Genomic DNA, 13,605 nt, shown 5'->3' with positions numbered 1-13,605 from the left:
TGCTACTAAACGCCCTTATCAGACTCGCTTTCGCTACGCCTCCCCTATTCGGTTAAGCTCGCAACACAACGTAAGTCGCTGACCCATTATACAAAAGGTACGCAGTCACCGAACAAGTCGGCTCCCACTGTTTGTATGCATGCGGTTTCAGGTTCTATTTCACTCCCCTCCCGGGGTTCTTTTCGCCTTTCCCTCACGGTACTGGTTCACTATCGGTCGATCACGAGTATTTAGCCTTGGAGGATGGTCCCCCCATGTTCAGACAAGGTTTCACGTGCCCCGCCCTACTTTTCGCTAACTTAGTACCACGGATCTGTTTTCGAATACGGGGCTATCACCCACTACGGCCGGACTTTCCATTCCGTTCTTCTAACAGTTCCGCTATCACTAGCAGGCTCTTCCCCGTTCGCTCGCCACTACTAGGGGAATCTCGGTTGATTTCTTTTCCTCCGGCTACTTAGATGTTTCAGTTCACCGGGTTCGCTTCAATATCCTATGTATTCAGATAAAGATGACCATTGCTGGCCGGGTTTCCCCATTCGGATATCGGGGGATCAAAGCTTCATTGCCAGCTCCCCCCCGCTTTTCGCAGGCTTGCACGTCCTTCATCGCCTGTGATCGCCAAGGCATCCACCACATGCACTTAGTCGCTTGATCCTATAACCTTGTCCTCTCTCGCGAGAGCGGCTACAGGCAAATCTTTGTGCGACCGTTATCCCGACTAAGAAATAACGATCGATGCAATCACAACGTATTGCTAATGCCTCATCAGCATCAGCAATACAACCTTCTTCCAATTTGTTAAAGAGCGTGGCATTTCGTTTCCAAAAGCCAAAGATAAACAGCCATGCTTATCTTTAGGTTTTGGTGGAGGATAACGGGATCGAACCGTTGACCCCCTGCTTGCAAAGCAGGTGCTCTCCCAGCTGAGCTAATCCCCCGTGTTTAGACGTTGGTGGGTCTGGTTGGAATCGAACCAACGACCCCCGCCTTATCAAGACGGTGCTCTAACCGACTGAGCTACAGACCCTCGTCTGTTGCCACTACTGAACAACCGATAGGTTGTGGGTGCCAGAGATGCTTTCTCTAGAAAGGAGGTGATCCAGCCGCAGGTTCCCCTACGGCTACCTTGTTACGACTTCACCCCAGTCACGAACCCCGCCGTGGTAAGCGCCCCCCTTGCGGTTAGGCTACCTACTTCTGGCGGAACCCGCTCCCATGGTGTGACGGGCGGTGTGTACAAGACCCGGGAACGTATTCACCGCGACATGCTGATCCGCGATTACTAGCGATTCCGACTTCACGCAGGCGAGTTGCAGCCTACGATCCGGACTACGATCGGCTTTCTGGGATTGGCTCCACCTCGCGGCTTGGCAACCCTCTGTACCGACCATTGTATGACGTGTGAAGCCCTACCCATAAGGGCCATGAGGACTTGACGTCATCCCCACCTTCCTCCGGTTTGTCACCGGCAGTCTCGTTAAAGTGCCCAACTAAATGATGGCAATTAACGACAAGGGTTGCGCTCGTTGCGGGACTTAACCCAACATCTCACGACACGAGCTGACGACAGCCATGCAGCACCTGTGTTCCAGCTCCCTTTCGGGCACACCCAAATCTCTTCGGGCTTCTGGACATGTCAAGGGTAGGTAAGGTTTTTCGCGTTGCATCGAATTAATCCACATCATCCACCGCTTGTGCGGGTCCCCGTCAATTCCTTTGAGTTTTAACCTTGCGGCCGTACTCCCCAGGCGGTCAACTTCACGCGTTAGCTCCGGTACTAAATGGTTTTACCCACCCAACACCTAGTTGACATCGTTTAGGGCGTGGACTACCAGGGTATCTAATCCTGTTTGCTCCCCACGCTTTCGTGCATGAGCGTCAGTATCGACCCAGGGGGCTGCCTTCGCCATTGGTGTTCCTCCACATCTCTACGCATTTCACTGCTACACGTGGAATTCCACCCCCCTCTGCCGTACTCTAGCCTTCCAGTCACAAGCGCAGTTCCCAGGTTGAGCCCGGGGATTTCACGCCTGTCTTAAAAAACCGCCTGCGCACGCTTTACGCCCAGTAATTCCGATTAACGCTCGCACCCTACGTATTACCGCGGCTGCTGGCACGTAGTTAGCCGGTGCTTCTTATTCCGGTACCATCATCCACACAGGGTATTAGCCCATGCGATTTTTTCCCGGCCGAAAGAGCTTTACAACCCGAAGGCCTTCTTCACTCACGCGGCATGGCTGGATCAGGGTTGCCCCCATTGTCCAAAATTCCCCACTGCTGCCTCCCGTAGGAGTCTGGACCGTGTCTCAGTTCCAGTGTGGCGGATCATCCTCTCAGACCCGCTACAGATCGTCGCCTTGGTGAGCCTTTACCTCACCAACTAGCTAATCTGATATCAGCCGCTCAATCAGCGCAAGGCCCGAAGGTCCCCTGCTTTCCTGCTCACAGAATATGCGGTATTAGCGTAACTTTCGCTACGTTATCCCCCACTGAAAGGTACGTTCCGATACATTACTCACCCGTTCGCCACTCGTCAGCGGAGCAAGCTCCCTGTTACCGTTCGACTTGCATGTGTAAGGCATGCCGCCAGCGTTCAATCTGAGCCAGGATCAAACTCTTCAGTTCAATCCAAAACACTCGCAATTCACTGACGGTAGAATTTTTACTCCTACCTCGATGGATCTCTCCATCCGTGTGATTGCCTTAATACTTTTTGCGACTTGCGTCGCTTCGCATCAAGGCACCCACACCTATCGGTTGTTCAAATTTTTAAAGATCGCTACCGCGCCGTTTCTTTCGATTCGTCTGCAGCAGAGAAGCGAGATTATGAAGCACTTCCTACATCTCGTCAAGCACTTTCTCACTTCTTTTTTCCTACCAACTTCTCCTTCCCTTCCGCCGGAAACCCCGGCAGCAGCGAAGAGGGCGAATTATATACACACCAAAATCGCAGTCAAGCAGTTTTTGAAAAAAACAAAGGCGACCTAAGTCGCCTCAGACTGCTGACAAAGCCTCCAAGCGATTGGGGGCTTTATTTTTTATAATGCAGGCATGCTCAAGCCTGTCTACCCCGCCCAAACGGAACTGGAGATGGTGACGTTGGAGCAATTGGTCCCGAAAGACCACTTGCTCCGGCTGCTCGACCAGCACATCCGGTTTGATTTCATTCGTGAAGCGACCCAGCACCTGTATTGCGAGAACAATGGCCGACCAGCGATTGATCCGGTGGTGTTGTTCAAGATGTTGTTCATTGGCTACTTGTTCGGGATTCGCTCCGAGCGCCGGCTGGTGAAGGAAATCGAGGTCAATGTGGCTTACCGCTGGTTTCTCGGCTTTCGGCTGACGGACAAAGTGCCAGATGCCTCGACGCTGTCGCAGAATCGCCGTCGCCGCTTTGTCGGGACGGACATTGAGCAACGCATCTTTGACGGGATTGTCGAGCAAGCCATTGAGCATAAGCTGATTGGCGGGCGGGTGCTGTACACCGACAGTACCCACCTGAAGGCGAACGCGAACAAGCGGCACTTTGAAGTGCATCAGGTTGAGCAAACCCCTGCGGCCTACCTGGCCGAACTGGATGCAGCCATCGAAACGGACCGAGCCGCCGCGGGCAAGAAGTCGCTCAAGCGTGATGACGATGATTCGACACCGCCGATGAAGGAGGTCAAGGTCAGCACGGTCGATCCCGACGCAGGTTTCATGGCCCGCGACAACAAGCCGACCGGCTTCTTCTATCTGGATCACCGGACTGTCGATGGCGTGCATGCTTTGATCGTCGATACCCATGTCACGCCGGGCAATGTCCATGACAGCCAGCCCTACCTTGCCCGCCTGGATCGGGTCATGGAGCGCTTTGATCTGGCCGTGGGCGCCGTCGGGCTGGATGCCGGGTATTTCACCCCGCAAGTCTGCAAGGGCATTCTCGAGCGGGCACTGTTCGGGGTGATGGGCTACAAGCGACCCACACACCGCGATGGCTATTTCTACAAACGGGACTATCTCTACGATGCGGTCCAGGACTGCTACCGCTGCCCGGCCGGGGAGGTTCTACCGTACCGGACGACCAACCGGCTGGGTTATCGCGAATACGCCTCGAACCCGGCGCGGTGTGCCGATTGCGGCGTGCGCGGGCAATGCACGCAGAGCCGGAACCATCAGAAGCTCGTGACCCGGCATCTCTGGGAAGGTTTCAAGGAAGCGATCAACGCCAATCGCCTGAGCGACCTGGGCAAACGGCTGTACGCCCGGCGCAAGGAAACGGTGGAGCGCAGTTTTGCCGATGCCAAGGAGTTGCACGGCCACCGTTACGCCCGTTTCCGTGGCTTGGCCAAGGTGCAAGCGCAGTGCCTGCTCTCGGCGGCCTGTCAGAACATGAAGAAGATGGCCCTGTTGCTGGCCCGCAAGGCGGCAGCCTTATTGGCCAAAATCCTCGCACGAACCCGTTTTGCCGCCCCATTCGCCCGCCATCTTTGGCAGATCGGGGTTCCTAACCTGAATTTCAGAATCCGCCTCGCTTCGGCTTGAAGCCAGGAGTCTCCCTGATTTCCAACCAGAAAAACAAAACCCCCGAAAAATCGGGGGTTCGTCAGCAGTCTGAAAGGCGACCTAAGTCGCCTTTGTTTTTTTCCTGAAAAATCTTAGGCCGAAAAAGAAGAACCACACCCGCAGGTTGATGATGCATTCGGATTGCGGATTACAAACTGCGACCCCTCAAGCCCTTCGGAGTAATCAATTTCGGCACCAACAAGATATTGGTAGCTCATCGGGTCAATCAATAAGGTCACGCCATTCTTTTCCATGGTCGTATCGTCTTCATTCACTTCCTCATCGAACGTGAAGCCGTACTGAAACCCGGAGCAACCACCGCCGGTAACAAAGACACGCAGCTTGAGACTAGGATTACCCTCTTCTTCAATCAACTCCTTGACCTTGTTAGCAGCACTGTCCGTAAAAACAAACGGGGAAATACTCTCTACAACTGCGCTCATACGAATACTCCTGAAAAATTTTGCAAAATTATGATTGGGGAGACAAACCCGGTCAATATCATTAGGCGACTGGCGCGGACTTTAGTTCCTCCATCTGCGCCGCAAGATGAACCAAGCGCCCTTCGATGACCGCCCCCTGGTGCATCTCAACCATCAAGTACTCAACATCGCCAATAATACGTGAGCGGGATTGCATCTCGAGCGACTCGAACGCACTCACCGGACCGACCACCGAGCCATTAATCACCAAGTGCGCGACCGACACCGCCCCCTCGATGCGCCCGCTCTCACTTAAAACCAGCGTAGACGATGAAGCCCCCTCCGCAGCAAGAACGGCACCTCTCACTTCCCCATCAATTCTCAAGCCTCCCGAAAATCGGATATTGCCCTCGATCAGAGTTCCAGCACCAATCAGGCTATCAATCCTACCTTGCGGCTTGCTGTCAGTTTTTTTACCAAACACGACACCCCCCACTACTAATATTGAGCAATCTTGTTGGCTCTGAGTGTATCACCCTGCAAGACCCGCACTTCCACCCCTCTCAAGACAGCCCCCTCCGGAATCTCAACCACTCCCTCACGACGCAACATCGTTTTGAATTCAACGAGAGAAGTGGGTGCCAATTCCTTTTTCTCAGACAGAGACAATCGCTGAATTTTGCCCTCTCGTTCAAATGTGACCAAAAACTGGAGTCGACCGCGAAATTCAGATACCTGCTTTGCCGGCCTAAAAAACAGAATCAACCGATACCGATACCGCCCCGCTCCATCCGGAACAACACGAAACCCCTCAATCCGGACAGCCGCCTCCTCATCGGAGGACAAAAGCAAGCGCTCAAACAAGCGCACATCTTCTCTGAGCAGCGAATTTTCATCCTCCACGCCTTTCAGCCTGGCAAGCAACCCCTGCTGTGCCGTTCTCTCAATGTGCACTGCATTTTTTTCAGTTCCGGCGGTTGCACGCAGCACCATCAACTCATCAGCCTGGTGCAAAACCTGGATACGCAAAGCTGCCAACTCTCGCTCCAACACACCTGCCTGGTTATTTTGCAAGACCCACAAAAAACCACCCAGAGAACAGAGCACCAAAGCCCCCAGGGGAAAAACCACCCAGGGCCACGCAATATGCTGCCGAACAACAAGACGAGGTGCCGCAATACCGAAACGGCGTCGAAATTTTCGCAGCCTCAACGACACAGCAGGCGATGGCATACACGCACCTCAGCAACTAGACATGAAAGCAGCCCGATCACACGACCAAGACATGACAGAAATAGTAATTCAAAACGAAAAAAAGCCGCCCAAAGGCGGCTTTTTAAATTCGTTGCGCAAATTAGCGCTTCGAGAATTGCTTGCGGCGACGAGCTTTGTGGAAACCGACTTTCTTACGCTCGACTTCACGTGCATCGCGAGTCACAAAACCAGCCTTGGAAAGCGCCGGCTTCAATGCTGCGTCGTATTCAATCAAAGCACGAGTAATGCCGTGACGAACAGCGCCAGCCTGACCAGACTCACCACCACCGATGACATTAACCTTGATGTCAAAACCATTCAGTTGCTCAACCAAAGCCAGCGGCTGGCGAGCAATCATGCGACCGGTTTCACGCGAGAAGAACTGATCGATCGGCTTGCCGTTAACAACAATCGCACCAGAACCGCGCTTCATGAATACACGTGCAACGGCGCTCTTGCGACGACCCGTACCGTAGAAATAGCTATCAGCCATGATAATCCTTTAGATTTCCAGAGCCTGAGGCTGCTGGGCGGTATGAGGATGCTGGTCGCCGGCGTAGCACTTAAGCTTCTTGAGCATCGCGTAGCCCAGCGGGCCCTTCGGAAGCATGCCCTTGACGGCGGTTTCGAGGGCACGGCCCGGGAAACGCTGCTGCATCTTCTTGAAGTTCGTTTCGTAGATACCGCCCGGATAACCGGAGTGACGGTAGTACTTCTTGTCGTCGGCTTTGTTACCGGTAACGGTGATCTTGTCGACATTGGTAACGACGATGAAATCGCCGGTATCAACGTGCGGCGTGTAGATAGCCTTGTGCTTGCCACGCAGGCGGCGAGCAATTTCGGTAGCGAGGCGGCCGAGCACCTTGTCTGTGGCGTCTACCACAAACCACTCGCGCTTCACCTCATGTGGCTTGGCGGAAAACGTTTTCATATAAGTGTGCTGTCCTGAAAAATTGGGCGCAGATTGGAGAAAGGCGCGGATTCTAGTCGACCCAAGTGGCCGGTGTCAATGCCATTGAACAAAAACACCGGAAGTTGCCAAAAAAAACGCGGCTCGCTGAGCCGCGTTAAATCCACACCAAAGGAGGAGGGTGGAGGAGACAAATCTGAACTAGGCCTCAAAAACCAACCAAGCAACCAAGTCCGTACGCTTCGCATTGTGCCTATAAACCCGCTTTGCCACAAGTGCAATTTGTGCATCGCACAACAATTAAATCAATTATTTGATAAACAACTTTTATGAATGAAAAGCAACTGAATTAAATACTTAAATTATAATTAACGATCATTTATATCTCAGTAATAAATTAATTTAACCAACAACCATTCTCGCCAATCACCGTAAAAAATGGTGCGGCGCACAAAAACCGGGAATTCAAACCCGGACAAGGATATCCGTTAGAATTCACGCTCTTTCAAGGGAGACATGGATGGAGTGCACTGTCAGGTGGATGGGAAATGATGCGGGAATGTCGTTCGTTGCCGAAACGGGGAGCGGACACGCCGTCGTGATGGATGGAGCGCCAGAGGCTGGGGGCCGGAACCTGGGTTTGCGCCCGATGGAAATGGTTCTTGCCGGCACCGGAGGGTGCAGCGCGTTTGACGTCGTCTTGATTCTAAAAAAGGGACGGCAAGCCGTTAGTGCGTGCGATGTCAGCCTGAAAGCCGAGCGCGCCGACACCGACCCAAAAGTGTTTACGCACATTCACTTTCACTACCGGGTAAAAGGCAAAAACCTCAAGCCCGATGCGGTGGCACGGGCGATTGAACTATCCAAGGACAAATATTGTTCTGCCTCGATCATGGTCGGCAAAACCGCCACGATCACCCACGACTTTGAAATTATCGAAGAAGCCTGAGGCAGCCAGGCTTAGATTCGATAGGCAGCCGTAGTCATCACTTTGGCTGCCAATCGCATCGCACCTTTGACCGGCGCAGGCAGTTCTGCGGCACCAAGATTGACCGCCGCCTCGGCATGCCGGATTTCGTCGAGGCGCATTTGCGCAACAATGGCTCGCGACCGCTGATCCTGCGCCGGCAATTCACGCAAGTGACCATCAAGATGTGCCTCAACCTGGCGCTCGGTTTCAGCCAGGAAGCCAAGATTCCACTCATCTCCCAGGACTCCAGCCAACACACCAAAAGACAGTGCGCCTAGATACAACAAGGGATTGAGGGCACTCTTGGTACTCCCCAACTCAGCCAATCGCTGCTCGGTCCAGGCCAGGTGCTCGGTTTCCTCATGCGCCGCTTCGCGCAAGGACTCACGGATCAATGGATCGCGCGAGGTCAGCGACTGCCCCTGATAGAGCGCCTGGGCACACACTTCACCACAATGGTTGATCCGCATGAGGCCCGCAGCGTGGCTGCGCTCACTAGCATCAAGAGGCGCCTCGGACAAAGTCGCACCGGGGGTAGCCCGGACGCTTCGCGCCGATGCAAAGACCGTTTTTAATCCTCGATCAAACTCAACAATTGCCTGATCCAGAAACATGTCTTCAATATCCTCTTATATCGGTATGGCCGCCGCGCCGAAGCGCCCTTACTGCCTCATCTGCGTTGCGAACAATCGCTCCGTCAGGACAGAAATAATCGCCAAACAAGGCTGCGTACTGTCGATTGCTGGCCGCATCACGAATTGATGACCACTGGTTGTTGCGCGACTTCGACCACGATCCGTCGCTACGTCCGGAAGCATAGATTCGGCGCTCCCTGGTTTCACAGCGCATTCCTTCAAAACTGACCGTTACAGCCCCTTCTGAAGAAACCACCTTGAGGACATAACGCACCACACCGTCGCTTGCCACGGTCAACGTTGCTGCATCGACAAAAAACCGATTCTCGGTTGCGGCACTGACATAAAACGGCAACAAGGACTCACGCGCAGGGGCCGCAGGCAGGGCCACTTCTATTTCCTGCCACGGCTTTGCCTCGTAATCCTCCTCGAAGCTTGCCCCCGCTGCGCTGGCAAAAAGTAGCCCACACCCGACAGCAAACATTCTGAGCAGAAAAACCACGATTACTCCTCGTCGACCGCAGCGGACTCACCCTCGTCCGCCAGCGTACCCGGACGCTTATGTCGCACTCGCCGATCAAGATCGACAAAGCGCACAAGCTCGTTCAAAGCCTGCTCATACACCATGCGCTTGAACTCGATGACCGCATCAAGCGGAATCCAGTAGTCGTTCCAGCGCCAGGCATCGAACTCCGGCTTGTTGGTTGCACGCAAACTGATATCGCTGTCACGCCCAGCCAGGCGCAACAAAAACCATATCTGCTTCTGCCCCTTGTAAGACCCGCGCCATTCGCGCTTGATCCAGTGTGTCGGCACCTCATAACGCAGCCAGCCTTTGGTTCGCCCAAGGATACGCACATGCTCGGGACGCAGCCCGACCTCTTCATACAGCTCACGGTACATGGCCTCTTCGGGCGTTTCGCCACGCTTGATGCCACCTTGCGGAAACTGCCAGGAATGCTCCCGAATGCGCTTACCCCAGAAAACCTCGTTCTTTGCGTTACAGAGGATGATGCCGACGTTCGGGCGATAGCCTTCACGATCGAGCATAGAAATCCTGCAAAATTTTAAGTTGGCGCAATTCTTTCACAAAGGTGCCCCGCATGCAAAGAACACGCTGCGTGTAAAATCCGACTTTTGCAACGAATTCAAGAGCATCCCATGCGCACTTCGCAGTTCTTTTTCACCACTCTCAAAGAAGCCCCGTCCGACGCCGAAGTCATTAGCCAGAAAATGATGTTGCGCGCCGGCTATATCAAGCGCGCAGCAACCGGCATTTACACCTGGATGCCGCTCGGCCTGCGCGTTTTGCGCAAAGTTGAAAACATCGTCCGCGAAGAAATGAACAATGCCGGGGCGCTCGAATTGCTGATGCCGGCGGTACAGCCCGCCGAACTGTGGCAGGAATCCGGCCGCTGGGAGCAATACGGTCCGGAGCTGCTGCGCTTCAAGGATCGCCACCAGCGCGAATTCGTCATTGGCCCGACACACGAAGAAGTCATTACCGACGTGGTGCGCCGCGACGTAAAGAGCTATCGCCAGTTGCCGATTCATCTTTATCAGGTCCAAACCAAATTCCGCGATGAGATCCGTCCGCGCTTCGGCGTGATGCGTGGCCGCGAATTCCTGATGAAGGACGGCTACTCTTTCCATACGTCGTTCGATGACCTGAAGCGCGAATACGGCAATATGTACGCGACCTACAGCCGAATTTTCACCCGCCTCGGCCTGAAGTTCCGTGCCGTCGCCGCCGACACAGGCTCGATTGGCGGTACCGGATCGCATGAATTCCACGTTTTGGCCGATTCCGGTGAAGACGACATCGCCTTCTGCCCGAATTCGGATTACGCCGCCAACGTTGAACTGGCCGAAGCCCTGGCTCCGAGCACGCCCCGCGCAGCAGCCTCGGCCAGCTTGGCAAAGATTCACACCCCGGGCAAGATGGCTTGTGCCGATGTCGCCAAGTTTCTCGCGGCCGACATCAACAAAATCGTCAAAACGATTGCGGTCGTCAATGACAGCGAAGATGGCAAGCAAACCTTTGCCCTGCTGCTGGTTCGCGCCGACCACGAAATCAACGAAATCAAGGCGAGCAAGATTGCCGCCTTGAGCACCTTCCGCTTTGCAACGGAAGAAGAAGTCATTGCCCAACTGAACTGCAAACCAGGTTTTATCGGTCCTGTCGCGGTCGACCGCAGCAAGGTAGCGGTTTTTGCCGACCGTACCGTAGCCGCCATGAGCGACTTCATCTGCGGCGCCAACGAAGCCGGCTACCACCTGAGCGGCGTCAATTTCGGCCGTGACCTGCCGGAACCCGAAGTGTTCGATATCCGCAACGTTGTTGCCGGCGACCCGTCGCCTGATGGCCAAGGCCAACTCGGCATTTGCCGTGGCATCGAAGTCGGTCATATTTTCCAGCTGCGCCAGAAATACGCCGAAGCGCTCAACTGCAGCTACCTCGATGAAAACGGCAAGAGCCAGATCATGGAAATGGGCTGCTACGGTATCGGCGTGTCGCGCATCGTCGGCTCGGCGATCGAACAGGGCAACGATGAACGAGGCATCATCCTGCCGCCGGCCATCGCCCCCTTCGAGGTCTGCGTGGTGCCGATGGGCTACTTCAAGAATGATGCCGTCAAGGCGGCCGCCGACCAGTTGTACGCCGACCTCAAGACAGCCGGTATCGACGTTCTGCTGGACGATCGCAATGAACGCCCCGGCGTGATGTTTGCCGACATGGAACTGATCGGCATCCCGCACCGCCTGGTCATTGGCGAGCGCGGCCTGAAGGAAGGCCAGATCGAGTACAAGGGCCGCCAGGAAGCCGAAGCCAGCATGCTGCCGCAAGGCGAGGCGCTCAGCTTCATTCAAGGGAAACTGTGCACCGGTTAATCGCTGCACTGTATTTGCTCTGCGCGTCGGCCGCCTATGCCGGCGCGCAAAAATACGAGCCGCTTGCTGCCAGCGCGCAGGCGGCGCTGCACAAGGCGGTTTCAGACTCACGGCCGCCCGGCAGCTCCTTTCGCAACCCGATCGATGCCGCCGACTGGCTGGGAGAAATGTCCCGACGCTTGGAAAAACGTATTCCGAGCAGGGAGTATCGGATCGACCTGCTGCGCAGCGTGCACTATGAAGCGACGCGCGCCGGACTCGATCCGCAGCTGGTTTTAGGATTGATGCAGGTTGAATCCGGATTCCGGAAATATGCCGTGTCATCAGCCGGCGCACGCGGCTACATGCAGGTCATGCCATTTTGGCTGAAATTACTCGGTCGACCGGAAGACTCACTGTTCGACCTGCGCACCAACCTGCGCTATGGCTGCACCATTCTGCGCCACTACCTGGATATCGAGAAGGGCGACCTGTATCGCGCCCTTGGCCGCTATAACGGCAGCCTCGGCAAGCCCGAATACCCCAACATGGTCCGAGCTGCCTGGCAAAACCAGTGGGCTTACGACAAGCCCACCCGGCCGACCGAAACAGGACGCTGATCAGCGTCCCATACCGGGAATCATCCCCTTCATGCCGCGCATCAACTTGCCGATGCCGCCCTTGGTCATCATCTTCATCATTTTCTGCGACTGCTCGAACTGGGTCAGCAGACGATTCACTTCCTGAACCTGAACCCCCGCCCCCATGGCGATACGACGCTTGCGGCTGGCCTTGATCAGTTCCGGCTTCGAACGTTCGAGCGGCGTCATCGAGTTGATAATCCCCTCGACCCGCCCAACCATCTTGTTTTCTGCACCGGCCGGCAACTGACCCGCCATCTGGGCGATCTGGGCCGGCATCTTGTCCATCAATGCCGACAAGCCACCCATGTTACGCATCTGGCCGATCTGCTCCTTGAAGTCATTCAGATCGAAGCCCTTGCCGGATTTCAGCTTCTTGGCAAATGCCACCGCCTTTTCTTCGTCCAGCCCCTTGCGCGCATCCTCGATCAAGGACAGCACGTCGCCCATGCCAAGAATGCGGGAAGCCATCCGCTCCGGGTGGAAAGCTTCCAGCCCGGTCAGCTTTTCGCCGACACCGGAGAACTTGATCGGCTTGCCGGTGACATGACGCACCGACAAGGCCGCACCACCGCGCGAATCACCGTCCAGCTTGGTCAGCACAACGCCAGTCAGCGGCAAGGCTTCGTTGAAGGCCTTGGCCGTATTGACCGCATCCTGACCCAGCATCGCATCGACAACGAACAAGGTTTCGATCGGATTGATTGCCGCATGCAACTGCTTGATTTCGGCCATCATGGCCTCGTCGACCGCGAGACGACCGGCCGTATCGACCAGCAGTACATCATGGTAATGACGCTTGGCCCAGTCTAGGGCCGCCAGGGCGATCGCCTCCGGTTTCTCGCCAACAGCAGACGGGAAGAAATCAACGCCGGCCTGCCCTGCCACCGACTTCAACTGCTCGATTGCCGCTGGACGATAAACGTCACATGACACAACCAGCACTTTTTTCTTGAAATTCTCTTTCAGGAACTTGCCCAGCTTGCCAACCGTCGTCGTCTTGCCGGCGCCCTGCAAACCAGCCATCAGTACGATTGCCGGCGGCTGGGTGTTGAAATTGATGCCCTCATGAGCATCACCCATGATCTTGGTCAACTCGGCATGCACCACACCAACCAGCGCCTGCCCTGGGCTGAGTGAGCCGATCACTTCTTCGCCCACGGCCTTTTCTTTCACCGCCGCCACAAAATCCTTGACAACGGGCAAAGCCACATCGGCCTCAAGCAAGGCCATGCGCACTTCACGCAACGCATCGGCAATATTTGATTCAGTCAGGCGAGCTTCGCCCTTGAGCGTCTTCATTACGCGGGCAAGGCGATTGGTCAGGTTATCGAGCATGTGATGTAGGCTTCTA

14 protein-coding genes, 2 tRNA genes and 2 rRNA genes (1 of these 18 running past the window's edge) are annotated in these 13,605 nt (G+C 55.2%); 5 read left to right on the top strand and 13 right to left on the bottom strand.

Annotated elements, in window-relative coordinates; translation table 11 throughout:
• From KI614_RS03345 to KI614_RS03330, 4 genes are all read right to left on the bottom strand, one after another.
• Nucleotides 1–657 (bottom strand): 23S ribosomal RNA (locus KI614_RS03345); it reaches 2,224 nt to the left of the window's first position.
• A gap of 208 nt (nucleotides 658–865) precedes the next feature.
• Nucleotides 866–941 (bottom strand) — tRNA-Ala (locus KI614_RS03340).
• 12 nt (nucleotides 942–953) lie between these two features.
• Nucleotides 954–1,030 (bottom strand) — tRNA-Ile (locus KI614_RS03335).
• 60 nt (nucleotides 1,031–1,090) lie between these two features.
• Nucleotides 1,091–2,628 (bottom strand): 16S ribosomal RNA (locus KI614_RS03330).
• Together the 16S and 23S rRNA genes with 2 tRNA genes alongside form the textbook arrangement of a ribosomal RNA operon.
• A gap of 51 nt (nucleotides 2,629–2,679) precedes the next feature.
• On the opposite strand from KI614_RS03330, the gene KI614_RS03325 reads away from it, so the two are divergent.
• Nucleotides 2,680–2,991: a hypothetical protein gene (locus KI614_RS03325; protein ID WP_226407875.1), complete on the top strand. Its 312-nt coding sequence runs from the start codon at nucleotides 2,680–2,682 to the stop codon at nucleotides 2,989–2,991.
• A 63-nt stretch (nucleotides 2,992–3,054) separates the two neighbouring features.
• Nucleotides 3,055–4,527 carry an IS1182 family transposase gene (locus KI614_RS03320; protein ID WP_226406936.1) on the top strand — a complete coding sequence of 491 codons (1,473 nt, stop codon included), beginning with the start codon at nucleotides 3,055–3,057 and terminating at the stop codon, nucleotides 4,525–4,527.
• A gap of 113 nt (nucleotides 4,528–4,640) precedes the next feature.
• Here KI614_RS03320 and erpA read toward each other — a convergent pair whose 3' ends face one another.
• The 5 genes from erpA to rplM all read right to left on the bottom strand — a co-directional run bounded on the left by erpA (nucleotide 4,641) and on the right by rplM (nucleotide 7,155).
• The gene (gene erpA / locus KI614_RS03315) at nucleotides 4,641–4,991 is read right to left on the bottom strand and encodes an iron-sulfur cluster insertion protein ErpA (RefSeq protein WP_226407873.1); all 351 of its coding nucleotides are present in this window, start codon (nucleotides 4,989–4,991) and stop codon (nucleotides 4,641–4,643) included.
• A gap of 61 nt (nucleotides 4,992–5,052) precedes the next feature.
• On the bottom strand, nucleotides 5,053–5,454 hold the full coding sequence (locus KI614_RS03310; protein ID WP_226407871.1) for a bactofilin family protein: 402 nt from the start codon (nucleotides 5,452–5,454) through the stop codon (nucleotides 5,053–5,055).
• 14 nt (nucleotides 5,455–5,468) lie between these two features.
• Complete coding sequence (locus KI614_RS03305) at nucleotides 5,469–6,203, bottom strand: DUF6776 family protein (protein WP_226407869.1); 735 nt, start codon at nucleotides 6,201–6,203, stop codon at nucleotides 5,469–5,471.
• Between the two features lie 121 nt (nucleotides 6,204–6,324).
• Complete coding sequence (gene rpsI / locus KI614_RS03300) at nucleotides 6,325–6,717, bottom strand: 30S ribosomal protein S9 (RefSeq protein WP_203468698.1); 393 nt, start codon at nucleotides 6,715–6,717, stop codon at nucleotides 6,325–6,327.
• A gap of 9 nt (nucleotides 6,718–6,726) precedes the next feature.
• Entirely contained in the window at nucleotides 6,727–7,155 is a 429-nt protein-coding gene (rplM, locus tag KI614_RS03295) for a 50S ribosomal protein L13 (protein WP_203468697.1), read from the bottom strand.
• Nucleotides 7,156–7,654: 499 nt separating this feature from the next.
• Here rplM and KI614_RS03290 point away from each other — a divergent pair, with 499 nt between their 5' ends.
• Nucleotides 7,655–8,083 carry an OsmC family protein gene (locus tag KI614_RS03290; RefSeq protein ID WP_226407867.1) on the top strand — a complete coding sequence of 143 codons (429 nt, stop codon included), beginning with the start codon at nucleotides 7,655–7,657 and terminating at the stop codon, nucleotides 8,081–8,083.
• Nucleotides 8,084–8,094: 11 nt separating this feature from the next.
• On the opposite strand, the gene coq7 is transcribed toward KI614_RS03290, so the two are convergent.
• From coq7 to KI614_RS03275, 3 genes are read right to left on the bottom strand one after another with little or no spacing between them, the layout of a single operon-like run.
• Nucleotides 8,095–8,718, bottom strand: a complete 624-nt coding sequence (gene coq7 / locus KI614_RS03285; RefSeq protein ID WP_226407864.1) for a 2-polyprenyl-3-methyl-6-methoxy-1,4-benzoquinone monooxygenase — start codon at nucleotides 8,716–8,718, stop codon at nucleotides 8,095–8,097.
• A 4-nt stretch (nucleotides 8,719–8,722) separates the two neighbouring features.
• The gene (locus KI614_RS03280; RefSeq protein ID WP_226407862.1) at nucleotides 8,723–9,241 is read right to left on the bottom strand and encodes a CNP1-like family protein; all 519 of its coding nucleotides are present in this window, start codon (nucleotides 9,239–9,241) and stop codon (nucleotides 8,723–8,725) included.
• Nucleotides 9,242–9,243: 2 nt separating this feature from the next.
• Nucleotides 9,244–9,789 carry an RNA pyrophosphohydrolase gene (locus KI614_RS03275; protein ID WP_226407860.1) on the bottom strand — a complete coding sequence of 182 codons (546 nt, stop codon included), beginning with the start codon at nucleotides 9,787–9,789 and terminating at the stop codon, nucleotides 9,244–9,246.
• A 111-nt stretch (nucleotides 9,790–9,900) separates the two neighbouring features.
• Between KI614_RS03275 and KI614_RS03270 the strand changes: the two genes are divergently transcribed.
• Together KI614_RS03270 and KI614_RS03265 are read left to right on the top strand one after the other, a co-directional pair.
• Nucleotides 9,901–11,631, top strand: coding sequence for a proline--tRNA ligase (locus KI614_RS03270; RefSeq protein WP_226407858.1), 1,731 nt, complete (start codon nucleotides 9,901–9,903; stop codon nucleotides 11,629–11,631).
• A complete protein-coding gene (locus KI614_RS03265) occupies nucleotides 11,619–12,230 on the top strand; it encodes a lytic transglycosylase domain-containing protein (RefSeq protein WP_226407856.1) in 612 nt (203 codons plus the stop codon). Before KI614_RS03270 ends, KI614_RS03265 begins: the two co-directional genes overlap by 13 nt.
• Here KI614_RS03265 and ffh read toward each other — a convergent pair whose 3' ends face one another.
• Complete coding sequence (gene ffh, locus KI614_RS03260) at nucleotides 12,231–13,589, bottom strand: signal recognition particle protein (RefSeq protein ID WP_203468691.1); 1,359 nt, start codon at nucleotides 13,587–13,589, stop codon at nucleotides 12,231–12,233.
• Nucleotides 13,590–13,605 lie beyond the last annotated feature (16 nt).

It is taken from the genome of Dechloromonas denitrificans (genome assembly GCF_020510665.1).
Lineage (GTDB): Bacteria > Pseudomonadota > Gammaproteobacteria > Burkholderiales > Rhodocyclaceae > Azonexus > Azonexus denitrificans_B.
This window is presented reverse-complemented; position numbering and strand designations above follow the sequence as displayed.